Raw genomic sequence first — 23,171 nt, 5'->3', positions numbered from 1 at the left:
TCTGGTATGGACGATCGGTCCGGACCAGGGAAGGCCGGGAGAGCAGCTTGCCGGGAGCGCGTTCACCATGATGTCGTGGCGTCGGGAAGCCACCTTCGAAGTGATGGTCGAGCAGGACGGCCGGTCCAGCATCGACCGCGTTTTCGATGAGGAGCGGCCGGCGCTGGAGCGGGCGCAGTACCTGCTGCGCCTCGCCAAATTCCCGGTCGTGCGCGTCCTCCGGATCACCAGGGCCGGCAAGGAAGAGACGATCTTCGAGAAGGCGGTGGCCGGTGGCGCGAAGCCCACCACGATCTCGGCCATCGACGGCGCCAACCTGTGCGCCGACGTCCTGCAGGTCTTCTCCTTCGAGAGCCGGATGACGCTGCTGCGGCTGCTGCGCGCTTATTTCGACGAGGAGCAGGTCATCCCGTCCGAGCAGCTGCACCGCTATTCCGCCCTGCGCGCATTCGAGCGCGAGGCGCTTCTCTTCGGGCCGGCGCTGAACCGATTGGCCGCCCTTCAGGCCCCCATGCTCGGCATGCAGCCGGACGAACGGCATGGCCAACTCGAACGGCTGTTCCACGGCTTGAAGGATCTCGCGCAGCACGCCGCGTCGCTCGCCGGCTGCGATGCCGCGCTGGCGCGCGGCGGCGTGGCCGGGCTTCTGGCGGCGACGGCGGAACACCCGCCGGAGGAGCGCGACCGCATCGTCACCCATGCCGTCGCCGCGCTCCTGGAGCCGCACCGGGACTGGCGGCCCAAGGTCACCGCCCTCCTCCGCCTGCGTGAGGACGGGAACGGAGAGTCGGTGCGGCTCGTGGACGAGTTCCTGGCCGAAACCGTGGACGGGCGGGAGCCGGTGCGCGCCCTGATCGGCTACGCCCCCGATCTGGCGAGCGCGCTCCATTCCCTGGTGGAAACCGAGCGGGGCGCTCTCGACGACCGGCTGCCCCACACCGCCGAACTGCTCGCGCTGTCGGAGGCGATCGGCGCCGTTGAGAGCGGGGCCGGCGGCTTCATCCATGTCCGCGAGGCGCTGCTGCGGCGCGTGCGCGGCGGGCTCGATGGGTTGACCCCGCTGACCCACGAGGGCGGCCCGGCGGAAGCCGCGGCGCTCCAGGCCCTCGCCGACCGGCTTGCCGTCTTCGAGGGCTACCGGGGCGGCCCCGCCATGGCGGCGGCCCTGACCCGGCGCGCGAAACTCGCCTTCGGCAACGGCGGCCTGGACCTGCCTTTCGAGGATGCGGTGCAGCGCCTGATCGGCCGGCTGCGCGGACCGGCCGCGCGGATCGGCTATCTGATCGATCTGGCGAGCAGCGGCCTCGGACAGGGCAGGGCGGCGGTCCTGGGCCGGCTCTTGGCGGAGGAGTTCGACCATGTGCGCTCCGCCGCGGAGCTGGCCCCCCCCGGCGTGTCCTTGCCCGAACTCAGGAAGGTGCTTGGCGGCCGGCTGCGCGACGCCGGCGTTCCGCCTCCCCTCGTGACCCGGCTGATCGCGCGGATCGGCGCCGTTCCCGAGACGGAGCGCGCGCGCCTTGCCCGGGCACGCGCGGAGACGTTGGACCTCGCGAAGGCCGGACCCGCCGCGCTCGGCCTTACCCTTTCCCATGCCGGCCGGCGCCACCGGCTGTCCGGGGAGGGGGCGGAGCTCGTCCTTGGGCGCTCGCCGGACTGCGACGTGCAGCTCGACGTCGCGGCGGCCTCGCGCCGGCACGCGACGCTGTCCGTCCGCGACGGGCAGTTCGTCCTGACGGACAGCAGCCGGAACGGAACCTCGGTCGTGCTTCCAGGCGCCGGCACCCGGCGGCTCCACAGCGGAGATGCCCTGGTCCTGCCCGCGTTGGGGGAAATCCTCATCGGGACGGCGGACCAGGAGCATCCGCCCGCTCGGCTGGTCTGGGCCATCAAGCCACTGCGCTAGGTGCCGATGGCAGGAGCGGAAGCGGTGGCGGGGAGCCGGTTCCCGTGGGGCTGGCCTGCGCCGCCGGGCCGACATCGCCGCTGGCCGAACGGCGCCATTGCGTTATGATGCCGGCGCATTCCGCCCCCATCCCTATCCCAGTCCGGACCCGCACCATGGTCGACAGCGCCCGCCTCGCCCCCTACCTGTCCCACATCCTGGCCGACGCGGCCCTGCCGGAGCTGCCGAACCATTACCGGGGCAAGGTGCGGGAGAATTACGATCTGCCCGACGGGCGCCGGGTGATCGTCGCCACCGACCGGCTGTCCGCCTTCGACCGCATCCTCACCGCCATCCCCTTCAAGGGACAGGTGCTGACCCAGATCGCCCGCCACTGGTTCGAGGCGACGAAGGATCTCTGCCCCAACCACGTGCTGGAATACCCGGACCCCAACGTCGTCGTCGCCAAGCGGCTGAACATCATGCCGGTCGAGATCGTCGTGCGCGACTACATGGCCGGCACCACCGGCACGTCGATCTGGTCCATCTACAAGACGGGCCGGCGGGAGATGTACGGCCATCGCTTCCCCGACGGCATGGTCGAGAACCAGAAGCTCGAGCGCACCATCCTCACCCCGACCACCAAGGCCTTCGACGCCGGCCACGACGAGGAGATCACCGCCGGGGAGATCGTCGCGCGCGGCGTGCTGACCCAGGCGCAGTGGGACGAGGTGTCGGAGAAGGCGCTGGCCCTGTTCGCGCGCGGGCGGGAGATGGCGGCCGAGCGCGGGCTGATCCTGGTGGACACCAAGTACGAGTTCGGCTTCGACGAGGACGGCCGGATCATTCTGGCCGACGAGATCCACACGCCCGACAGCTCGCGCTACTGGTTCGCGTCGAGCTACCCGGAGCGGTTCAAGGCCGGCCAGAAGCCGGAGAGCTTCGACAAGGACTTCGTGCGCAGCTGGGTGGTCGCGCGCTGCGACCCCTACAAGGATGCGATCCCCGAGATCCCGGCGGAGGTCATCATGGAGGCCGCCCGCGTCTACATCGACGTGTTCGAGACCATCACCGGCCGGCCCTTCCCTCTGCCGACGGACGATACCCCCGTCCTCGACCGCATCCGCAAGAACCTCGCCCCCTACGTCCCGGCTTAACCCGGCCTTCCCGGTTCCGCTCTGCAACCCACGGCCCCGCCGTGGCGTTCCCCTGCCGTGAGACAAAGCGGCGGGGGAGGTGGCGGTGAGGTTGCGGGAGGGAATCTGGAGCCGGCTGGGCCGGCATGAGCTGGCCATCCTCGGCGGCGCGCTCGCCGTCGCGGCACTTCTGTCCGCCTTCGTCGCTCTGGCCGGCGAAGTGCTGGAAGGCGAAACCCAGGCGCTCGACCGCCTGTTGCTTCTGGCCCTGCGCGATGCCGCCGACCCGTCGAATCCCCTCGGCCCCTCCTGGGTCGAGGAGATGGCGCGCGACATCACGGCACTCGGCAGCATGACGGTGCTGATCCTGATCACGCTGGCCGCGGTGGGGTTCCTCCTGCTCATGGAGAAACGGAGCGCGCCGCTGTTTCTGCTCGCCTCCGTCGGCGGCGGGATCCTGCTCAGCACCCTGTTGAAGCTCGGCATCGACCGCGCGCGGCCCGATCTGGTCCCGCACGGACAGGTCGTCTACACGGCGAGCTTCCCGAGCGGCCATTCCATGCTGTCGGCGGTCGTCTACCTGACGCTCGGCGCCCTGCTCGCCCGTTTCGTCCCCCGGCGCCGGCTCAAGGCCTATGTGCTGGTGATCGCGATCCTTCTGACCCTGATGGTCGGGATGAGCCGCGTCTATCTGGGCGTCCACTGGCCGACCGACGTCCTGGCCGGCTGGACCGCCGGGGCCGCCTGGGCCTTGCTCTGCTGGGTGGCCGCCGCCTGGCTCCAGAGCCGCGGCACGGTCGAGGACGATCACGAGACCGTGGCCGATCTCGGGCGGGAAGACGAGGCGCGGATGCCCTGATGCCGCCTGGGCAAAAAAATGGGCAATAAAAAAGGTGGGGTCCATTCGGACCCCACCCTTCCCGATGCTATGACCCGAAGCTTCAGCCGAAGACGTACGGCCAGACTTCCAGGGCGCCGCGGTAGATCATCTCCAGCGAGACGTAGAGGATGACCAGCAGACCGACGTAGGCGATCCAGCGATGGTTGTTCAGCAGACGCGCGATGAAGGTCGCCGCCAGACCCATCAGGGCGATGGAGAGCGCCAGACCGATCACGAGCACCGACGGATGCTCGCGGGCGGCACCGGCGACCGCCAGCACGTTGTCGAGCGACATGGACACGTCGGCGACGATGATCTGCCAGGCGGCCTGGGCGAAGGTCTTCTTCGGCTTGGAGCCGGAGACCGTGCCGTCCTTGTTCAGGTCCTCGTCGGTCAGCGCCTCGTTCGCGTCCACCTCTTCCTGGTGGGACGTGCGCAGCTCGCGCCACATCTTCCAGGACACCCACAGCAGCAGGATGCCGCCGGCCAGCAGAAGGCCGACGATGGCGAGAAGCTGGGTCGTGATGGCCGCGAAGCCGATGCGCATCAAGGTCGCGGCGATGATGCCGACCAGGATGGCCTTGTTGCGCTGCTCCTTGGGCAGGCCGGCCGCCGCGAGGCCGATGACGATGGCGTTGTCGCCGGCCAGCACCAGGTCGATCATGATGACCTGGATCAGGGCCGTCAACGCGTCGGCTGTAAACAATTCACCCATGCGACGTCTTTCCCCATTAAGAAAAATCGCAGAGTGGCGCTTAGGCATTTCACCGGGGACACAACGTCCACCGGTCTGCAATCCGCTCCGCGACCGCGAAACGGAGAAGCAACCAGGCCACTCCAACTATCCAGTCCGACATCGCAACCCTGAAGGCTGCCAGAGGGGCCCGGTCTGGTAGGAGTCATGTACCTGTATCCCGCCCGTCCCTCAAGTCCCTTTTGCGCATAGAGAAAAAACCTATGATTGGATTCCGGCGGGCATTGACGCCGGAATCCGGCGGATGGATAAAGATCTATTGCTTTTCGGTGGCGAGTTCCGAGGACCTATGTCGCAAGGCGATCTGGACCAGGATCATTTGCAAGCGATTCGTATTCTGGCGCAGGCGGTGGAGCAGGTGAGGGTCCCCGGCCTCCTGGAATTCCGTCTGTTGTCGGGCGCCCTGGCGCGGACCCTGGAATCGCGCAGCCAACAGGAACTGCGCGAGGCCTCGCGCGTCTTCCAGTCGCTCGACCGCGAATTCCGCGAGCGGATCGTCGCCCGCGCGCAGAAGGAAGCGCAGGCGGCCCGGCGCGGTCCCGGCGAGGCGGTTCCGGCACCGCGTGGCGGCAGTGGCAGTGGAAGCGGCAGTGGCGGGGGCGGCGTGCCGCGCAAGGCCGCTTCCGGCTTCCTCGCGGCCCTCAACGGCGCCAGGGCGGCCTGACGCGCTGGGCGGCAACCCTGGACGAAGCGGCGGGGATAGGGCAGGGTGCCGGCGCGCGTCCGCCGGAGGGGTGTCCTGCCGGCGGCCGGAGCGACGGCGGTTTTCAGTTTTCGAGAGGCAAATGAGCGAGTTCAGGGTCGGCGACCGCGTGACGGTCCATGCAAGCCAGAGCGGCCCCCAAACCATCGCCAAGGTGAAGGCCTTCACCCACGACAACCGCTGCATGGTGCTGTCCGACAATTCGGAATGGCGCGCGGACGGCAAGCGGCAATGGGGCTTCCGCGGCTCTTTCTACAAGGGTCCCTATGTGGAGCCCGAGCAGCCGGGCGACGCCGATTTCGTGTCCAAGCGGCGCAGCATCGGCGCGATCCGGAAATTCGCCGACGTGCTGAACATGGAAAGTCCTCTGTCGGCCGACGCGCTGAAGCGCATCCTCGCCGTGATCGAGGACGAGACCGCCGCCGCGAGGAAGGCCGCGCCCGACACGGATCAAGCCTGACCTGAGGCGGTCCGCCCGGGGCCGCAAACGGCAAGAGCCGCGGGCAGGGCCTGCGGCTCGAAGGGCGGAGCGGATTGTTCGGAAATTCCTGGAAGAAGCATGGGCCATGCCCCGGAAGGGGGATGGCGCGAGTGACGGGACTTGAACCCGCGGCCTCCGGCGTGACAGGCCGGCGCTCTAACCAACTGAGCTACACCCGCAATGGCTCCGGATGCTGGACTCGAACCAGCGACACGCGGATTAACAGTCCGCTGCTCTACCGACTGAGCTAATCCGGAACGGAGGCCGCCTTATAAGCCGGGCTGCGGCTCCTGGCAAGCGCAATGTAACCGCCTAAACCCATTTCGCGGCGATCCCTTCCAGGCTGTGATAAAACGGGCCCGGATACGCCTTTTGGTTGACAGAATAAGCGCTTTTCCATTACCAGACCCGCCATCCCCTACAACCATTCGGTTCGGCCTAAGCCGTATGACGAAGATCCTCCCCTTCGCCGCCGCTCGCGAAGCGCTGATGCTCCGCCTGACGGAACAGCTCCCGCCTTCCTCCGAATGGGCGGGGCGCCTGATGCTCATGCCCGAGGGCGAGCGCGTCGAGCCGATGCCCGCGACCGAGGCTGTGGAGGTCCTGCGCGCCTTCCGCGCGGGCCTGGGCGACGCCATCGGTGCCGCCCCATGCTCGGTGGGGGGCATGTGGGTGTCGCGGGAGGACTGCCTGGACTGGGACGGCCTGCTGGCCCCGCTGGCGGTCGCGGCGACCTATGTGGTGAAGGACGTAAGCCCGACCCGTTTCTCGGTCGAGCTGTTCCGCTGCAAGGCGGCGCTCGCCGGCTGGGGCGTGCGGGGCCTGCGCGGCGACGGCGCGGTGGCGCGCGCCGCCGGCCACGCCATCGTGACGGTCAGCCGCCGGCCCGACGACCAGGAGATCGTGTTCGACCGCGTGCTCGACACCTTCTGCTTCGTGATGCGGACGCTCGGCGAGCCGACGCTGGAGGCCGACGACCTCGACGCCCGCCTCGCGCGGCGCGCCTGGCCGCAGCGCGGCTGAAACGGTCGCCCCGCCGGCCTGTTCTCCCCCTTGAACCATTCAAGGAGGCGGATGTGGCCAATGGCAACCCACAGCAACCCGGCCAAGGCGGACTCGGCGGCCGGACCGGTAACAACGAAGGCGACCAGGGCGGCAGCCTGACCCCCGGATTCGGCGGAGCCACCGACAGCGGCATCCGGGACGGCGATCCCGCCGCTCCGGCCGATCCCTACGTTCCCGGTGGAACCGACCGCCCCGGTGAGGCCCATAAGGGTGAGGCCCACAAGAAGGATGGGGACGGCAACGCCGACCTGCCGATGGGCGATGACCCGGACAGTCAGAACATGCCGGCGTGAGGCGGGCCTTGACAGGCCCGCCGCCCTCATGGCCCATTATGGCCCATGAACACAGTCCCGCTCACCCTCTCGCGCCTTTGGTGGCGGCCCGACCTGTCCGGGCCGGCCAAGAGACGCGCGTGAGCGCTTGAGACTCGAAAAAGGCCGCCCGGGGTTCCGGGCGGCCTTTTTCGTTCCCGATGCGGGAAAGAGACGTCGAGTGGGAACTCCGGGTGCGCCGTCCACGCACATGAGACCCGGAGAACCCGATGTTCCTCGCCGACCCCGCCCACCTCGCCCCTTTGACCTACCGGACCGCCGGCAGTATCGCCGTGTCCCGTAGCGCGGAGGTACTCGCGCCCGATGCCGCGCTGGACCCCGTGATCAATGCCCTGGACAGCCGCCGCGGTCTCTTGCTGGCGAGCGGGGTGGAAGCGCCGGGCCGTTACCGCCGGCACGCCCTGGGCTTCACCGATCCGCCGCTCGCGGTCACGGCGCGCGGGCGCACCGTCCGCATCGAGGCGTTGAACCGGCGGGGCCAGATCCTCCTGCCCGCGGTGGCCGGGGCCCTGCGCGGGCTCGGCGCGCTGGCCGGGCTCGAAACGGCGCCGGCCCGCGTCACGGCGCTGACCGCCAAGCCCGCCCGCGCCTTCGCGGAGGAGGAGCGCAGCCGGCAGCCTTCGGTCTTTTCCGTCCTGCGGGCGCTCACCGGCCTGTTCGCCGCACCCGACGACCCGCTGCTCGGGCTGTACGGTGCCTTCGGCTACGACCTGGCCTTCCAGTTCGAGCCGATCCGCCTGCGGCTGGAGCGACCGGACGACCAGCGCGACCTGCTGCTCTACCTGCCGGACCGGCTGGTCGTCACCGACCCCGCGGGCGGGGTGGCGCGCCGCTTCACCTACGACTTCACCGTGGGCGAGGCTTCGACGGCCGGGCTGCCGCGCGAGGGGCGGGTCCATGGCTACCGCGCGGCCACCAATGCCCAGGGCGGCTGCGACCATGCCCCAGGCGCCTATCCGGCGGTGGTCGCGGCGGCGAAGGAGGCGTTCCGCCGGGGCGACCTGTTCGAGGCCGTGCCCGGCCAGACCTTCGCCGAGCCCTGCGCCGACAGCCCCTCCACCCTGTTCCGCCGCCTGCGCGCCGCCAACCCGGCGCCCTACGAGGCGCTGGTGAATCTCGGCGAAGGCGAGTTCCTGGTGGCCGCCAGCCCGGAGATGTACGTGCGCGTCGCCGGACGACGGGTGGAGACCTGCCCCATTTCCGGCACGGCCGCGCGCGGTGCGGACGCGCTGGAGGATTCCGCCCAAATCCGCATGCTGCTGAACTCCGCAAAGGAAGAGGCGGAACTGACCATGTGCACCGACGTGGACCGCAACGACAAGGCGCGGGTCTGCGAGCCGGGCAGCGTCCGCCTTCTCGGCCGCCGCATGATCGAACTCTATTCCCGCCTCATCCACACGGTGGACCATGTGGAAGGGCGGCTGCGCGAGGGCTACGACGCGCTGGACGCCTTCCTCACACACAGCTGGGCGGTGACGGTCACCGGTGCGCCCAAGCGCCGCGCCATGCAGTTCCTGGAGGATCACGAGCCTTTCGTACGCCGCTGGTACGGTGGCGCCTTCGGGCGCATCGGCTTCGACGGAGGGCTCGACACCGGCCTGACTCTGCGCACGATCCGCATGAAGGACGGTGTCGCCTCGGTGCGTGCCGGGGCAACCCTGCTCGCCGACAGTGACCCGGAGGCGGAGGACGCGGAATGCCGGCTGAAGGCCGCCGCCTTCCTCGCCGTGCTGAAGGGGCTGGTCCCGTCGCTTCCCGCCTCCGCCGTGCCGGAGACCAAGCCTGGGGCGGGCCGCCGGGTGCTGCTGGCGGACCATGACGACAGCTTCGTGAACACCCTTGCGGACTATATCCGGCAGACCGGGGCGGAGGTCGCCACCCTGCGCCACGGGCACGCGCGCGGGGCCCTGCTGCGCGAGGCGCCGGACCTCCTCCTGCTGTCGCCCGGGCCGGGGCGGCCGGCGGACTTCGACGTGGCCGGCCTGATCGACGCCGCGCTGGCGCGGGCGGTCCCGGTCTTCGGCGTCTGTCTCGGCCTTCAGGGCATGGTGGAACGGTTCGGCGGCGCGCTCGCCCTGCTGCCCGAGCCGGTGCATGGCAAGGCGTCGGAGGTGCGGGTGCTGGGCGGGCGGCTGTTCGAGGGGCTGCCGGAGCGGTTTCCCGTCGGGCGCTACCACTCGCTGGTGGCGCGGCGCGACCGGATGCCGGCGGAACTGGCCGTCACGGCGGAGACGGCGGACGGGCAGGTCATGGCGGTGGAGCACCGGACCCTGCCGCTGGCGGCCGTGCAGTTCCACCCGGAGTCGATCCTCACGCAGAAGGACGGGGTGGGGCTGAGGCTGATGGGCAACGTGATGTCCCGGCTGACCGTCCGGGCGCGGATGGAGGCGGCGTAAGATCCCACGGATGCGGGGGCCGCCTCGGGCAGAAGGGGCGCGGCCGGCGCGAAACCGGCCGCCGTCCCTTACTCCACCATGCCCAGGGCTTCCTTGTAGAGGTCGAGCAGGGCTTCCTGCTCCTGGCGGTCGGCCTTGTCCATCTTCCGCAGACGAATGATCTGCCGGATGATCTTGACGTCGAAGCCGGTGCCCTTGGCCTCGGCATAGACTTCCTTCACGTCCTCCTGAAGGCCGCGCTTTTCCTCTTCCAGGCGCTCGATGCGCTCGACAAAGGATTTCAGGCGATCCGCCGCGATTCCGCCGACGTCGGACATGATGGGGTAACCTCTTCGATAAGCTGTAAGCAGGCGCGGACGATATCGACGGGCGCGGCGGAGCGCAAGCGCAGCGGCACCTTTCGGGAACGGTGTCCGTCTCTTCTCACGGGAGGCTCCCGTCGGGACTGCCGGATCCCGCCCCCGAGAACAACAATGTTGGTTCGGCTTACAAACAGTTATGTGGCGTTTGCTTTTCTACGACGCGGCAAAACTCGCGGTGTTGTTGCGCATCTCTTCCAGGATTGGTAACACCGTTGCTTGGGCGTGACAGTTGGTCGCGCCGTTTGCGGCTAGCGCGTTGGTGGCTCCGTGCCTCCCGTCGCTCGGCCGGTTTGCGTATGGGAGGGGAACCTTATGAAAGTCGCCATACCCCGGGAGCGGCGCGCGGGTGAGCTGCGCGTCGCCGCATCGCCCGAAACGGTCAAGAAGCTGAAGGGTCTTGGCCTGGACGTGGTGGTGGAAACTGGGGCGGGCACCGGTGCCAGCATTCCGGACCAGACCTTCGCCGATGCCGGCGCGACCATCGCGCCGGACGCCGCCTCGGCGCTTGCCGACGCGGATGTCGTGCTGAAGGTGCAGCGCCCCCTCACGGCCGCCGAGGGCGGCCAGGACGAGTTGGCGCTGATGAAGAAGGGCGCGATGCTCTTCGGCATCCTTCAGCCGCACAACGCGCGCGAGTCGCTGCAGGCCTACGCCACGGCGGGCGTGAACGCCTTCGCCATGGAGTTCATGCCGCGCATCACCCGTGCGCAGGTCATGGACGTCCTGTCCTCCCAGGCCAACCTCGCCGGCTACAAGGCCGTGGTCGACGCGGCCAGCGAGTATGGCCGCTCATTCCCGATGATGATGACCGCCGCCGGCACGGTTCCGCCGGCCCGCGCCTTCATCATGGGCGTGGGCGTGGCCGGCCTCCAGGCCATCGCGACCGCCAAGCGCCTGGGCGCCATCGTCTCGGCGACCGACGTGCGCCCGGCCGTTAAGGAGCAGGTGCAGTCGCTCGGCGGGACCTTCGTCGCCGTCGAGAACGACGAGTTCAAGCAGGCCGAGACGGCCGGCGGCTACGCCAAGGAAATGTCCGACGACTACAAGCGCCAGCAGGCGGCGCTGGTGGCGGAGCACATCAAGAAGCAGGACATCGTCATCACCACCGCGCTGATCCCCGGCCGCAAGGCCCCGGTGCTGGTGACGGCGGAGCATGTCGCCTCCATGAAGCCGGGTTCGGTCCTGATCGACCTCGCGGTCGAGCAGGGCGGCAACGTCGAGGGCTCCCGCCCCGGCGAGGTCGTGGTGACGGACAACGGCGTGAAGATCGTCGGCCACACCAACTACCCGAGCCGCATGGCCGAGGCCTCCTCGCTGCTCTACGCCAAGAACCTGCTGGCGGTGATCACCCTCCTCCACGACAAGGACGCCAAGAGCGTCAAGGTCGATTGGGAGGATGAGATCGTCAAGGCCATCGCGCTGACCCGCGACGGCCAGGTCGTGCATCCCGCCTTCGCCGGCTAAGGAGACCCCTCATGGACCAGACCCAACTGGCAACCCGCATCGCCGAGCTGAAGGCCCAGCTTGCCGCGCTCGGCCAGCAGGCCGACGCGCTCGCCGCCCAGGTGGCCACCTCCGCCCCCGCCCAGGTGGCGGAAGCGGCCGGCCACGGCAACTTCTTCATCACCGGCCTGACGGTCTTCATCCTGGCCTGCTTCGTCGGCTACTACGTCGTCTGGCGCGTCACGCCGGCGCTGCACTCGCCGCTGATGGCCGTCACCAACGCCGTCTCCTCGGTCATCATCGTCGGCGCGCTGATCGCCGCCGGCCCCGCCGGCTTCAGCTTCTCCAAGGTCCTGGGTTTCCTCGCGGTCATCCTCGCCTCGGTGAACATCTTCGGCGGCTTCCTCGTCACTCAGCGCATGCTGAGCATGTTCAAGAAGAAGGGCACGTAAGGGGAACCGAACCATGGAAACGCTTACCGCCCTTCTCTATCTGGTCGCCTCGGTCTGCTTCATCATGGCGCTGAGGGGCCTGTCGTCGCCGGAGACCTCCCGGCAAGGCAACATCTACGGCATGGTCGGCATGGTCGTCGCCATCGGCACGACGCTGGCTTCGCCCATCGTCCAGTCCTACTGGATGATCGTTCTCGGCATCGCCATCGGCGGCGCCATCGGCTACGTCATCGCCAAGAAGATCGAGATGACGGCCCTGCCGCAGCTCGTCGCGGCCTTCCACAGCCTCGTCGGCCTCGCCGCCGTCTTCGTGGCGCTGTCCGCCTACTACGCGCCGGAAGGCTACGGCATCGGCGTGCGCGGCAACATCGCGACCGGCTCGCTGATCGAGATGGCGCTGGGCACCGCGATCGGCGCCATCACCTTCACCGGTTCGGTCGTCGCCTTCGCCAAGCTCCAGGGTCTGGTCACCGGCAAGCCGCTGGTCTTCACGGGGCAGCATTACCTGAACGCCGGCCTCGGCGTGCTGACGATCCTGCTGATCGTCTGGCTGGTCGCCTCCAACTCCGACACGGCGCTCTGGCTGATCGTGCTGGTCTCGCTGGCGCTCGGCTTCCTGCTGATCCTGCCGATCGGCGGCGCCGACATGCCGGTGGTCGTCTCGATGCTGAACAGCTACTCCGGCTGGGCGGCGGCGGGCATCGGCTTCACGATGCAGAACAACACGCTGATCGTCACCGGCGCGCTGGTCGGCTCCTCGGGCGCGATCCTGTCCTACATCATGTGCAAGGGCATGAACCGCTCGATCTTCAACGTGATCCTCGGCGGCTTCGGCGGTGACGCGGCGGGTGGTGCGGCCGGTGGCGCCGGCGGCGGCGACCGCGGCTCGGTCAAGGTCGGCTCGCCCGAGGACGCCGCCTACATCATGAAGAACGCCCAGACGGTCATCATCGTCCCCGGCTACGGCATGGCGGTGGCGCAGGCGCAGCATGCCCTGCGCGAGATGGCCGACGCGCTGAAGCACGAGGGCGTTTCGGTGAAGTACGCCATCCACCCGGTCGCGGGCCGCATGCCCGGTCACATGAACGTGCTGCTGGCCGAGGCCAACGTGCCCTACGACGAGGTGTTCGAGCTGGAGGACATCAACCGCGACTTCCAGTCGGCGGACGTGGCCTTCGTCATCGGCGCCAACGACGTCACCAACCCGGCCGCCAAGACCGACCCGACCTCGGCGATCTACGGCATGCCGATCCTGGACGTGGAGAAGGCCAAGACCGTCTTCTTCATCAAGCGCGGCATGTCCTCGGGCTACGCCGGCGTCGACAACGAGCTGTTCTTCCGCCCCAACACCATGATGCTCTTCGGCGACGCCAAGAAGGTCACCGAGGAAGTCGTCAAGTCGATGGAGTAAGGGCGTCTCCTCGGAAGGGAGCGGCCTGTCAGGCCCCCGGAGCGCTCGCGCTCCGGGGGCTTTTCTTTTCCGCCGGACCTTCCGCCATGCCCCGCTGTTTGCCTGGGGTTTGGGACGCGAAGGGGAGCGGTTGCCATGAAGCCCGACGACGCCAATGGAGCCCTGCCGCCGGAGCGGCGGCCCTTTCGCGTGCTGGTGATCGCCGGCTCCGACCGGCGCCAATACAACTGCCCCGGCGTCGATTCCAAGGCGCGCGCCCTGATGCAGCGCATGGTGCGCCGCCTGCCGGAGGAGTGGGAGGTGGATGCCGAGGATCTCGGCAACGTTTTCGGCCGCGCCCGCATCCAGAGCTGCAACGCCTGCGCCTCCACCTCCATGGCGCTCTGCGTCTGGCCCTGCAACTGCTACGAGGCGGACAACAAGGCCGAGCCGGACCTGATGTGGGACCTCGGCCTCTACGCCCGGCTCGACCTCGCCGATGCCTGGGCGGTGATCGGGCCGGTCAACTGGTACGCCCCGACCAGCAATCTGAAGCTGATGTTCGACCGGCTGGTCTGCGCCAGCGGCGGCAACCCGCGCGAGGATCTGATCGGCCACAAGGACCCGGAACGGGCGATGGCGCTGGAGCACGCGCCCGAATGGGCCGAGCTGTCGCAGAACCACCTGGAGGGCCGCAGCGCCGCCTTCTTCTGCTACGGCGACGCGGGCGCCGCCGAGGACGACGGGAGCGGCCGCCCGAAGAATCTCCGCCATCCGCACTGGTTCGACCCCGACAAGGAACCCTTCGCCGACATGCGCGACGCCTACGCGCCGCTGGTCTGGCAGTGCCGCTACAGCGGGATCGAGGTGCCGGACGCGCTCTGGCGCTACCGGGAGTTCGGCAACGGCAAGCCCTACAGCGACAACCAGGCGGAGGACATGGTCGCCGAGGCTGGGGTCATGGCGGATTTCGACGGCTGGGTGGACGCCTTCGCGGCCCATGTCCGCGCCAAGGGCAAGGTGCCCCCGAACCAATACCGCGCCTACGGCCACGAGGCCCCGGGCCACCGTCTGGCCGACCTGCGGCTGAAATGGCGCGAACTGCGCATGGGCGTGGGCCTCCCGCCCGCCGGCTCATCCCCGGCCGAGCAGCAGGCCCAGGGTCTCAACGACGACGCCACGCTCGGGCCCAAGCGGTCGGAGGGGGAAAAGCGGCGGGAGGGTTAGGTCTGTTCGGAGGGTGCAGGTAAGTCATCCTGCGACGTCATTCCCGCGAAACGCTCTTGGCGAATGCTTCTGGCATTCGCCTGCCGCGTCAGAGCAAACGAAGTTTGCTTGAGAGCGGGAATCCAGTTCCTCCCAAAGCGGAACCGTTGAAAACCCTGGATCCCCGCGTCCGCGCATAGGCGCTAACTTTGAGAATCGACCGACGAAACCGAGCATCCGACCGCCTCTCCACCGTCATCCCCGCGGACGCGGGGATCCAGAGTTTCCAATAGGTTCGCTGCGGGAAGGGATTGGATTCCCGCTTTCGCGGGAATGACGAGGTGGGATGGCGCGGGCTTCGGTCGAGCGAACGAACATGCAAAAGTTAGCGCTCATGCGCGTCCGCGGGGATGACGAGGAGGGAAGGTACAAGCTTCGGTGGAACGGACGAACATGCAACAGTTAGCGCCTATGCGCGTCCGCCGGGATAACGGTGGAAGGGTGGTTCTGGACCTATTTACAGACAGCTATGCGGAGCGCCGATCCATGAGCGTCAAAAGCGACGAAGCGGAGCGCATGAGGCAACGGGTTCGCAATGGCGATGAAGCCGAAGACCGCATGGTGCGGCTGCACCGCGAACTGGCCGCCCAGCCTGTGTTCGACTCCCGCGCACCCGACGATATCCTCGGCTATGACGAAACGGGCCTTCCAGGTCGCCGCTAACGCCTCTTACCCTTTCTTCACCCCGAAACAGTGCTCCGGCCCCGGGAACTGGCGGGCCTTCACTTCGGCCGCATAGCCGGCGGCGGCCTCGGCGATGGCCGGGCCGAGGTCGGCGAAGCGCTTCACGAATTTCGGGGTGAAGTCGCTGAACAGGCCGAGCATATCGTCGGTGACCAGGACCTGCCCGTCGCAGGCGGGGGAGGCGCCGATGCCGATGGTGGGGACGGCCACCTCCTCGGTGATCCGGCGGGCCAGCGGCTCCATCGTGCCCTCGATGACGAGGGAGAAGGCGCCGGCTTCCGCGATGGCGCGGGCGTCGGCGAGGATGCGCTCGGCCGCCGCGGGGTCGCGGCCGACGGCCTTGTAGCCGCCCAGCGCGTTCACCGACTGGGGCAGAAGCCCGACATGGCCCATCACGGGCACGCCACGGCTGGTCAGGAAGGCGACCGTCTCGGCCATCTCCGCCCCGCCCTCCAGCTTCACGGCCTGGGCGCCGGTTTCCGCCAGCACGCGCGAGGCCGCGCGGAAGGCCACCTGCGGGCTTTCCTGGTAGCTGCCGAAGGGAAGGTCCACCACCACGCAGGCGCGCTCGGTCCCGCGCACCACGGCGGCGCCATGGGCGATCATCAGGTCGAGCGTCACGGCCAGCGTGCTGTCGAAGCCGTAGACCACCATGCCCAGCGAGTCGCCGACCAGCAGAAGGTCGACATGGGGGTCGAGCAGACGCGCGGTCGGGGCGGTGTAGGCCGTCAGGCAGACGATCGGCTCGCCACCCTTGCGGGCGCGCAGGGCGGGGGCGGTGATTCGGGTGGTGTGCTTCGACGCGCTCACGGGACCTCGTAGCTCCGGCCGTGGCCCCCGCCGCAGAGATCTCCAGTATATCGGAGAGCAGGCGGCGGAAGGAGGATGCACCAAAACCGCCCACGCGACAGGCACGGGGCGGCTGGTTCAGATCAGTGCTCTAGACACAAGGGTGCCCGGCGCGGGAACGCGCCAGTCGATTAATAGCCCTCGCGCTCCATGCGCTTGCGAAGCAGCTTGCGCGTGCGGCGCACGGCCTCGGCCTTCTCGCGGGCGCGCTTCTCCGAGGGCTTCTCGTAGTTGCGGCGCAGCTTCATCTCACGGAAGATACCCTCGCGCTGCATCTTCTTCTTCAGCGCGCGGAGGGCCTGATCGACGTTGTTGTCACGGACCAAAACTTGCACGTTTACCGTCACCCCTTAAAGGAAGCCGTGTTGCGCGTAGCAACAATTAGGCATGCGCCAGCGAGCGCACCCCTTGTGTGAACACTTGTCTAACACGGGCCAGCCTCCAAGGGAAGAAGAGTCTTCCGTTACCAAAGAGGGACGGCCCGGCGCCCGCGTCGGCGGACGGTCGGAGGTGAAACAGTTGCCGGGCTCTCCGGTTCCCCGGATAATGCCCCATGGCCTTGTTGAAGATTGCCCGCATGGGGCATCCGGTGCTGCGCGCCATGGCCGAGCCGGTGCGCGACCCGACCGATCCGGAGATCCGGCGCCTCGCCGCCGACATGATCGAGACGATGGAGGACGCGCCCGGAGTCGGGCTGGCGGCGCCGCAGATCCATGTGTCCAAGCGGATCATCGTCTTCCGGGTGCCGGCCGACCGCTCCGGCGGCGAGACGGTGGAGCCCACGGTGCTGATCAACCCGGAGCTGGAGCCGGTCGGCGAGGAGATGGAGCTGGGCTGGGAGGGCTGCCTGTCGATCCCCGGCCTGCGCGGAGTCGTGCCGCGCCACGCCCGCATCCGCTACCGCGGCGTCGGGCTGGACGGCGCTCCCATCGAACGGGAGGCGGCGGGCTTCCACGCGCGCGTGGTTCAGCACGAATTCGACCATCTGAACGGCGTTCTCTACATCGACCGCATGCCCGACCTGCGCCATCTCGCGTTCAATGAAGAGGCGCATCACGTCACGGCCGCGCTGGCAAAGGACTGAACGGGAAAGGACGGGATCATGGACGACCGGACCATGGACATGGACGCTGTGCGGGACGAGATCCTGCTGTCCACTCTGCCCAACGTCATCTTCGACGGCTGGAGCACGCAATCCCTGCGCGACGGCGCGCAGATGGCCGGCCACGACACGGCGACCATGCACCGGGCCTTCCCCGGCGGCATCCCCGAGCTGGTCGAGCATTTCGGCAACTGGACCGACCGGCGCATGCTGGAGGAGCTGGAGAGCAAGCCGCTCGCCGAGATGCGCGTCCGCGACCGGGTCTCGCTCGCCGTCCGCACCCATTTCGAGGTGCTGGAGCCGCACAAGGAGGCCAAGCGCCGCCTGATCGCCTATCTCGCCATGCCGCAGAATCTCGGGCTCGGCCTGCGCATGCTGTACCGCACGGTGGACGCCATGTGGTACGCGGCCGGCGACACGGCGACCGACTTCAACCATTACAGCAAGCGCGCGCTGCTCTCGGCCGTTCTCAGCTCCTCGACCTTCTACTGGCTCGACGACCAGTCGGAGGATCACCGGGAAACCTGGGCCTTCGTGGACCGCCGGCTCGCCGACGTCATGGCCGTGGGCAAGGCGACCTCGGGCCTGTCGGGCATGGGGCGTCTGTTCCAGTTCCTGCCGAGCCCCGTCCGCTTCGCGCGGCAGATGCGCCAGCGCAGCGACAGCATGCAGGCGGCGAACATCACCACCCACATGGGCGAGGGCATCTGAAGGCCGGGGGAGCCCCGAATAGAAAAAGGCCTCGCACCGTCGGGTGCGAGGCCTTTTTCGTGGTTCTGCGCAAGCCGGAGAAGGGCGCGCTTACTTCTTGCGGAAGGCGTCCAGCGTCACGACCTCGCCGCGCTTCGGCTCCTCGGCCGGCTTGGCGTCGGTGCCCTCGTCCTTGCTCTCGGCCTGCTGGCGCGGCGAGATCGAGGAGACCTCCGCGGCCTCGGCCGGGGTGATCGGCTGGAACTGCAGGGCGAAATTCACCGAGGGGTCGGCGAAGGTGGTGATCGCCGCGAAGGGAATGACCAGCCGCTCATGCACGTTGTTGAAGCTCAGCGTGACCTCGAACCAGTCGTCGTGCACCTCCAGACCGTAATACTGGTACTGGATGACGATCGTCATCTCGTTCTGGTACTGGGACGACAGGTAAGGGGGGATCTCGACGCCCGGATAGCCGGTCCGGAAGGTCAGATAGAAATGGTGGTTGCCCGGAAGCCCGCGTTCGGCGACCTGAGTCAGCGCATCGCGCACAACACCGCGCAATGCGGTCTCGACCATCCTGTCATAACGCAGCTGCTCTCTCGGCATGCTTGAGCGGGTCCTTAGGGCAGATCAGCCATACGGCAAATGGGTAAGTGTGGGCCTTCTGTTGCTAGGCGGCCCACGGCCCCACCCTCAGGTGCAACCCATCGGGAATTTAATTTAGGCTACCAGCCGCCGTTAGGCAGCGAGGCGAGCCTGAGCAACGTTGTCATTGGCAACTATTGCAATGGCCCGATAACGGCGGAACCATGCCGGGCGAAGACCATACCTTTACCACGCGTGTCGATCCTATTTCGCCCCCAACGATCCCGGACCTGCCGGCCCAAGGATGATTTGGTGGAGGCGCCGGGTACCGCCCCCGGGTCCACAACGCTTATTCCGTAAGGCGTTTATCGCCATAGTCGGCGTACCGACAGGTGTAATATAGGGCCTCCCGCCCGCCTTGGGAAGGGGCGCGAGCGGGACTGGTTGCGATAATCGGGATGCAGGACCGATCCGGGCGGGGTAGAGTGCCGCCCCGCTAGAAGTTCTGGAGTCCCCATGCCGATCACGCCCGAGCAGCGAGACGAGATCGACCGTCTGCGCGCCGTCACCGCCACCACGCGCCGCGCCACCGTGCCCGCGCTGGAAGAGATCCTGTACCAGCCGATGGAGGTCCTCGACCACGGCTTCGTCCGCGTCATCGACTATATGGGCGACGACTCGGCGGTGGTGCAGGCGGCGCGCGTGTCCTACGGCAAGGGCACGAAGAAGGTCACGGAGGACGCCGGGCTCATCAAGTACCTGATGCGGCACCGCCACTCGACTCCGTTCGAGATGTGCGAGATGAAGTTCCACGTCAAGCTGCCGATCTTCGTGGCGCGCCAGTGGATCCGCCACCGCATGGCGAACGTGAACGAGTATTCCGCGCGCTATTCGATCCTCGACCGGGAATTCTACATTCCGGCGCCGGACCAGCTCGGCGCCCAGGCCGTGGTGAACCGCCAGGGGCGCGGCGGCGTGCTGGAGGGCGAGGAGGCGGCGAGCGTGCTGGCCCTGCTGCGCCAGGATTCAGGCATGGTCTACGACCATTACGAAGAGATGCTGAACCAGCGCGAGGACGGCACCGCCATCGCGCCGGACCGCCAGGGCCTCGCCCGCGAGCTGGCGCGCATGAACCTCACGCTGAACTACTACACGCAATGGTATTGGAAGGCGGATCTGCACAATCTGCTGAACTTCCTGTCCCTGCGCGCCGACCCGCATGCCCAGTACGAGATCCGGGTCTACGCCGACGCCATGCTGGACGTCGTCCGGCGCTGGGTGCCGGCGGTCTACGACGCCTTCATGGAATACCGCATGGGCGGCACCCACGTCTCCCGCACCGGGCTGGAGGTGGTCCGCCGCCTGCTCGCCGGGGAACGGGTGACACAGGAGGAGAGCGGCCTGTCCAAGCGCGAATGGCGCGAGCTGATGGACCAGCTGGGCCGCCCGGAGTAAGCCTTGCCCAGGCGCCGGACGCTTCCGTGTCCGGCGCCCTTTCAGTCTTCAGAGGTCTCGGGCGGAGGTCAGGCGCGTTCGGAGCCGGGCGCGCCGGTGCTCCACAGCAGCCCCAGCACGGCACCCTTGCAGCGCGGCAGCAGCACCATGGTCAGGGCGAGCGTCAGCGCCGGCCAGATGGCGAAATGCACCCAGGATTCGGGCTGGTAGGCCTGCTCCATGTGCAGCACCGCCGGAATGACGATGTGGCCGACGATCAGGATGGTCATCCAGGGCGGCGCGTCGTCGGCGCGCATGTGGCCGTACTCCTCGCCGCACTGGGCGCAGCGGTCCACCTGCTTCAGGTAGCTCTTCATCAGCCGGCCCCGGCCGCAGGCCGGGCAGGCGCCCATCAGCCCGCGCAGGGCGGACGACATCTTGGGGCGGGCGTCCAGGGGGAGCGACATGAGGAATCCTTCGTATCGTCCCCGTCTTTTCGCACGCCGGCCCGCCACGGGGCAATCCCGGCGCGCCGCGTCGTAAGGTCGCGTCCCGCGTTGACGGCAGGGCCGCCGCCATACAGGTTACCGCCCAAATCCCTGCCGGTTCGAGAGACCAACCATGAAGATCGCCCGCCTCCCGCTTGCCGCGGCCCTCGCCGCGGCCCTCGCCACCGCATCCGCCACGCCCGCCCTGGCCCAGAGCAAGACCGTCGCCATCACCGCCATCGTCGAGCATCCGTCGCTCGACGCGACGCGCGACGGCGTGGTGGAGGCGCTGAAGGAGGCTGGCTTCACGCCCGGCGGAAACCTGAAGGTCGAGTACCAGAGCGCCCAGGGCAACCCGGCCACGGCGGTCCAGATCGCCCGCGGCTTCGCGGGCGCGCGTCCGGACGTGATCGTTCCGATCTCCACCCCCTCGGCCCAGGCGGTCGCCGCCGCGACCCGCGACATCCCCGTGGTCTTCACCGCCGTGACCGACCCGGTCGGCGCCCAGCTGCTGAAGAGCATGGACGCCCCCGGCGCCAACATCACGGGTGTTTCCGACCTCATCCCCGTGGCCGAGCATCTGGCGCTGATCCGCGAGATCCTGCCCACGGCCAAGCGCGTCGGCGTGCTCTACAATCCGGGCGAGCCGAACTCCGTCACGCTGGTCGGTCTGCTGAAGACGGCCGCCGCCGGGCAGGGGCTCGCGATCGCGGAGGCCACGGCGACGAGATCGGCGGATGCGCAGCAGGCGGCCCGCAGCCTCGCCGGCAAGGTGGACGCGCTGTACATCCCCGTGGACAACACGGTCGTGTCGGCGCTGGAGGCGGTCATCGCGGTCGGCCGGCAGGCGAAGCTGCCGGTCTTCTCCGCCGACACCGACAGCGTCGCGCGCGGCACCGTCGCCTCCCTCGGCTTCAATTATTTCCAGGTCGGCAAGCAGACGGGCGCGCTCGTCGCCCGCGTGCTGAAGGGCGAGAAGCCGTCGGCCATCAAGCCGGCCTTCGCCGAGGGCACCGACCTGCACGTGAACCCGGCGGCGGCGGAGGCGATGGGCGTGACCCTGCCCGACGCGCTGGTCGCCCGCGCCGCCAAGGTGGTGGGCAAGTGACCGACATCGCGCTCTTCGGGGCGGTCGAGATCGGGCTGGTGTACGCGCTGGTGGCGCTCGGGGTGTACCTGTCCTTCCGCGTGCTCGATTTCCCCGATCTGACGGTGGATGGAAGCTTTCCGCTGGGAGCCGTCGTGGCCGCCACCATGATCGTCTCCGGCGGGAACCCCTGGCTCGCCAGCCTCGCCGCGGCCCTGGCCGGGGCGGCTGCCGGGTTGGTGACGGCGACGCTGAACGTGCGCTTCCGGATCCTGCACCTGCTCGCCAGCATCCTGACGATGATCGCGCTCTTTTCCGTGAACCTGCGGGTGATGGGCCGCCCCAACGTGGCGATCCTGATGCAGGACACGGTGCTGACGCCCTTCTACGGGCTGGGCGTGCCGGACCACATCGTGCGGCCGCTCCTGGTCCTGGCGGTGGTGGTCCTGGTTGTGGCGCTGCTGGCCTGGCTGCTGTCGAGCGAGTTCGGCCTCGCCATGCGGGCGTCGGGCATCAACCCGCGCATGGCGCGGGCGCAGGGCGTGGACACGGACCGGCACATCTACACGGGCATGGCTCTGTCGAACGGGCTGTGCGGCCTGGCCGGCGCGCTCTTCGCCCAGACCAATGGATTCGCCGACGTGACGACGGGCGTCGGCACCATCGTGGTGGGTCTCGCCGCCGTCATCGTGGGCGAGACCGTCCTGCCGGCGCGCCGCCTCGTGCTGGCGCTGGCGGCCTGCGTGGTCGGGTCGATCCTCTACCGGCTGGCGGTCCAGTTCGCCCTGTCGGCGGACGCCATCGGCCTCCAGGCCTCCGACCTCAACCTCGTGACGGCGGTGCTGGTGGCGGTGGCGCTGATCCTGCCCCGCCTGCGGCTGAAGGGAGCGGTGCGATGATCGCGGTCGAAGGCATTCATGTCACCTTCGGGCGCGGCACGCCGCTGGAGAAGCAGGCCCTGCGCGGTGTGGAACTGGCGATCCCCGAGGGGCAGTTCGTCACGGTCATCGGCTCCAACGGGGCCGGCAAGTCGACCGTCCTCGGCGCACTCGCCGGGGACGTGCCGGTGGAGCGGGGCCGCATCGTCATCGACGGTGCCGACGTCACGCGCTGGCCGGCTCCGAAGCGGGCGGGGCTGGTCGCGCGGGTCTTCCAGGATCCGATGGCCGGAAGCTGCGCCGGCCTGACCATCGAGGAGAACATGGCGCTCGCCGCCGCGCGCGGCCGGCGGCGCGGGCTGGGACCGGCGCTGGGCTTCGGCCGGCGCGCCCGCTTCCGCGAGCGGATCGCCGAACTCGGGCTCGGGCTGGAGGACCGGCTGCAGGACCGCATGGGGTTGCTGTCCGGCGGCCAGCGTCAGGCGGTCAGCCTGCTGATGGCGACGCTCGCCGGATCGAAGATCCTGCTGCTCGACGAGCACACGGCGGCGCTCGATCCGGGCACCGCCGGTTTCGTGCTGGAGTTGACGCGGCGGATCGTGCGGGAGAACCGCCTGACCGCGCTGATGGTGACCCACTCGATGCGACAGGCGCTCGATTTCGGCGAGCGCACGGTGATGCTGCACGAGGGGCGGGTGGTGCTGGACGTGGCGGGCGGGGAGCGGTCCGGCCTCGACGTGCCGGACCTGCTCGCCCTTTTCGCGCGCCGGCGCGGCGGCGAGGACGTCACCGACGACAGCCTGCTGATCGGCTAGGGGAAGGGGGCGGGCGC

General features: G+C 68.8%; 25 protein-coding genes, 2 tRNA genes and 1 other RNA gene. 19 read left to right on the top strand and 9 right to left on the bottom strand.

Annotation, left to right across the window (positions count from 1 at the left end; genetic code table 11):
* The first annotated feature begins 67 nt into the window (after positions 1-67).
* The 3 genes from JUB11_RS03600 to JUB11_RS03590 all read left to right on the top strand — a co-directional run bounded on the left by JUB11_RS03600 (position 68) and on the right by JUB11_RS03590 (position 3,877).
* Entirely contained in the window at positions 68-1,903 is a 1,836-nt protein-coding gene (locus JUB11_RS03600; RefSeq protein WP_207456210.1) for an FHA domain-containing protein, read from the top strand.
* Between the two features lie 155 nt (positions 1,904-2,058).
* Positions 2,059-3,039 (top strand): phosphoribosylaminoimidazolesuccinocarboxamide synthase, encoded by a 981-nt coding sequence (locus JUB11_RS03595; protein ID WP_207456207.1) that lies wholly within the window; start codon positions 2,059-2,061, stop codon positions 3,037-3,039.
* 85 nt (positions 3,040-3,124) lie between these two features.
* Positions 3,125-3,877, top strand: a complete 753-nt coding sequence (locus JUB11_RS03590) for a phosphatase PAP2 family protein (RefSeq protein ID WP_348771346.1) — start codon at positions 3,125-3,127, stop codon at positions 3,875-3,877.
* Positions 3,878-3,959: 82 nt separating this feature from the next.
* On the opposite strand, the gene JUB11_RS03585 is transcribed toward JUB11_RS03590, so the two are convergent.
* Entirely contained in the window at positions 3,960-4,613 is a 654-nt protein-coding gene (locus JUB11_RS03585; RefSeq protein WP_207456205.1) for a TerC family protein, read from the bottom strand.
* Between the two features lie 283 nt (positions 4,614-4,896).
* Here JUB11_RS03585 and JUB11_RS03580 point away from each other — a divergent pair, with 283 nt between their 5' ends.
* Both JUB11_RS03580 and JUB11_RS03575 read left to right on the top strand, forming a co-directional pair.
* Positions 4,897-5,316, top strand: a complete 420-nt coding sequence (locus tag JUB11_RS03580; RefSeq protein ID WP_207456204.1) for a hypothetical protein — start codon at positions 4,897-4,899, stop codon at positions 5,314-5,316.
* A 121-nt stretch (positions 5,317-5,437) separates the two neighbouring features.
* The gene (locus JUB11_RS03575) at positions 5,438-5,815 is read left to right on the top strand and encodes a hypothetical protein (protein ID WP_207456203.1); all 378 of its coding nucleotides are present in this window, start codon (positions 5,438-5,440) and stop codon (positions 5,813-5,815) included.
* A 123-nt stretch (positions 5,816-5,938) separates the two neighbouring features.
* Here JUB11_RS03575 and JUB11_RS03570 read toward each other — a convergent pair.
* Both JUB11_RS03570 and JUB11_RS03565 read right to left on the bottom strand, forming a co-directional pair.
* Positions 5,939-6,015: transfer RNA gene (locus tag JUB11_RS03570), tRNA-Asp, on the bottom strand.
* A 2-nt stretch (positions 6,016-6,017) separates the two neighbouring features.
* Positions 6,018-6,093, bottom strand: a tRNA-Asn gene (locus JUB11_RS03565).
* Positions 6,094-6,283: 190 nt separating this feature from the next.
* Between JUB11_RS03565 and JUB11_RS03560 the strand changes: the two genes are divergently transcribed.
* From JUB11_RS03560 to JUB11_RS03550, 3 genes are all read left to right on the top strand, one after another.
* A complete protein-coding gene (locus tag JUB11_RS03560; protein WP_207456202.1) occupies positions 6,284-6,859 on the top strand; it encodes a hypothetical protein in 576 nt (191 codons plus the stop codon).
* Between the two features lie 53 nt (positions 6,860-6,912).
* Positions 6,913-7,194: a hypothetical protein gene (locus JUB11_RS03555; RefSeq protein WP_207456200.1), complete on the top strand. Its 282-nt coding sequence runs from the start codon at positions 6,913-6,915 to the stop codon at positions 7,192-7,194.
* Positions 7,195-7,442: 248 nt separating this feature from the next.
* Complete coding sequence (locus tag JUB11_RS03550; protein WP_207456199.1) at positions 7,443-9,629, top strand: anthranilate synthase; 2,187 nt, start codon at positions 7,443-7,445, stop codon at positions 9,627-9,629.
* 68 nt (positions 9,630-9,697) lie between these two features.
* Here JUB11_RS03550 and JUB11_RS03545 read toward each other — a convergent pair whose 3' ends face one another.
* Positions 9,698-9,946 carry a DUF2312 domain-containing protein gene (locus JUB11_RS03545; protein WP_138064770.1) on the bottom strand — a complete coding sequence of 83 codons (249 nt, stop codon included), beginning with the start codon at positions 9,944-9,946 and terminating at the stop codon, positions 9,698-9,700.
* Positions 9,947-10,303: 357 nt separating this feature from the next.
* On the opposite strand from JUB11_RS03545, the gene JUB11_RS03540 reads away from it, so the two are divergent.
* The 5 genes from JUB11_RS03540 (at position 10,304) to JUB11_RS03520 (ending at position 15,205) form a co-directional block, all read left to right on the top strand.
* On the top strand, positions 10,304-11,455 hold the full coding sequence (locus JUB11_RS03540) for a Re/Si-specific NAD(P)(+) transhydrogenase subunit alpha (RefSeq protein WP_207456198.1): 1,152 nt from the start codon (positions 10,304-10,306) through the stop codon (positions 11,453-11,455).
* A gap of 11 nt (positions 11,456-11,466) precedes the next feature.
* Positions 11,467-11,886, top strand: a complete 420-nt coding sequence (locus JUB11_RS03535; protein WP_207456197.1) for an NAD(P) transhydrogenase subunit alpha — start codon at positions 11,467-11,469, stop codon at positions 11,884-11,886.
* A gap of 13 nt (positions 11,887-11,899) precedes the next feature.
* Positions 11,900-13,297 carry an NAD(P)(+) transhydrogenase (Re/Si-specific) subunit beta gene (locus JUB11_RS03530; protein WP_207456196.1) on the top strand — a complete coding sequence of 466 codons (1,398 nt, stop codon included), beginning with the start codon at positions 11,900-11,902 and terminating at the stop codon, positions 13,295-13,297.
* 135 nt (positions 13,298-13,432) lie between these two features.
* Complete coding sequence (locus tag JUB11_RS03525) at positions 13,433-14,503, top strand: NAD(P)H-dependent oxidoreductase (RefSeq protein ID WP_207456195.1); 1,071 nt, start codon at positions 13,433-13,435, stop codon at positions 14,501-14,503.
* A 525-nt stretch (positions 14,504-15,028) separates the two neighbouring features.
* Complete coding sequence (locus tag JUB11_RS03520; RefSeq protein ID WP_207456194.1) at positions 15,029-15,205, top strand: hypothetical protein; 177 nt, start codon at positions 15,029-15,031, stop codon at positions 15,203-15,205.
* 6 nt (positions 15,206-15,211) lie between these two features.
* Here JUB11_RS03520 and panB read toward each other — a convergent pair whose 3' ends face one another.
* Positions 15,212-16,036 (bottom strand): 3-methyl-2-oxobutanoate hydroxymethyltransferase, encoded by an 825-nt coding sequence (panB, locus tag JUB11_RS03515; RefSeq protein WP_207456192.1) that lies wholly within the window; start codon positions 16,034-16,036, stop codon positions 15,212-15,214.
* Between the two features lie 170 nt (positions 16,037-16,206).
* Positions 16,207-16,410, bottom strand: a complete 204-nt coding sequence (rpsU, locus tag JUB11_RS03510; RefSeq protein WP_012974546.1) for a 30S ribosomal protein S21 — start codon at positions 16,408-16,410, stop codon at positions 16,207-16,209.
* 218 nt (positions 16,411-16,628) lie between these two features.
* On the opposite strand from rpsU, the gene def reads away from it, so the two are divergent.
* Positions 16,629-17,159, top strand: a complete 531-nt coding sequence (gene def, locus JUB11_RS03505) for a peptide deformylase (RefSeq protein WP_207456191.1) — start codon at positions 16,629-16,631, stop codon at positions 17,157-17,159.
* A gap of 18 nt (positions 17,160-17,177) precedes the next feature.
* Positions 17,178-17,888 (top strand): COQ9 family protein, encoded by a 711-nt coding sequence (locus JUB11_RS03500; RefSeq protein ID WP_247886811.1) that lies wholly within the window; start codon positions 17,178-17,180, stop codon positions 17,886-17,888.
* A 90-nt stretch (positions 17,889-17,978) separates the two neighbouring features.
* Here the strand turns inward: JUB11_RS03500 and JUB11_RS03495 are convergent, their stop codons facing one another.
* Positions 17,979-18,473: a ClpXP protease specificity-enhancing factor SspB gene (locus JUB11_RS03495; RefSeq protein ID WP_207456190.1), complete on the bottom strand. Its 495-nt coding sequence runs from the start codon at positions 18,471-18,473 to the stop codon at positions 17,979-17,981.
* A 46-nt stretch (positions 18,474-18,519) separates the two neighbouring features.
* Positions 18,520-18,881, bottom strand: a transfer-messenger RNA (tmRNA) gene (gene ssrA / locus JUB11_RS03490).
* 87 nt (positions 18,882-18,968) lie between these two features.
* On the opposite strand from ssrA, the gene thyX reads away from it, so the two are divergent.
* Positions 18,969-19,907: an FAD-dependent thymidylate synthase gene (gene thyX / locus JUB11_RS03485; RefSeq protein ID WP_207456189.1), complete on the top strand. Its 939-nt coding sequence runs from the start codon at positions 18,969-18,971 to the stop codon at positions 19,905-19,907.
* A 68-nt stretch (positions 19,908-19,975) separates the two neighbouring features.
* Here thyX and JUB11_RS03480 read toward each other — a convergent pair whose 3' ends face one another.
* The gene (locus JUB11_RS03480; protein WP_207456188.1) at positions 19,976-20,353 is read right to left on the bottom strand and encodes a DUF983 domain-containing protein; all 378 of its coding nucleotides are present in this window, start codon (positions 20,351-20,353) and stop codon (positions 19,976-19,978) included.
* 154 nt (positions 20,354-20,507) lie between these two features.
* Here JUB11_RS03480 and JUB11_RS03475 point away from each other — a divergent pair, with 154 nt between their 5' ends.
* The 3 genes from JUB11_RS03475 to JUB11_RS03465 are packed head-to-tail and all read left to right on the top strand — an operon-like array spanning position 20,508 to position 23,154.
* Positions 20,508-21,482 (top strand): ABC transporter substrate-binding protein, encoded by a 975-nt coding sequence (locus JUB11_RS03475; RefSeq protein WP_207456187.1) that lies wholly within the window; start codon positions 20,508-20,510, stop codon positions 21,480-21,482.
* The gene (locus JUB11_RS03470) at positions 21,479-22,360 is read left to right on the top strand and encodes an ABC transporter permease (RefSeq protein ID WP_207456186.1); all 882 of its coding nucleotides are present in this window, start codon (positions 21,479-21,481) and stop codon (positions 22,358-22,360) included. Before JUB11_RS03475 ends, JUB11_RS03470 begins: the two co-directional genes overlap by 4 nt.
* Positions 22,357-23,154 (top strand): ABC transporter ATP-binding protein, encoded by a 798-nt coding sequence (locus tag JUB11_RS03465; protein WP_207456185.1) that lies wholly within the window; start codon positions 22,357-22,359, stop codon positions 23,152-23,154. Before JUB11_RS03470 ends, JUB11_RS03465 begins: the two co-directional genes overlap by 4 nt.
* Positions 23,155-23,171 lie beyond the last annotated feature (17 nt).

The organism is Azospirillum sp. SYSU D00513 (assembly GCF_017356015.1).
Lineage (GTDB): Bacteria > Pseudomonadota > Alphaproteobacteria > Azospirillales > Azospirillaceae > Azospirillum.
Note: the sequence above shows the minus strand (reverse complement) of the source record. Positions and strands in the feature narration are given on the sequence as shown.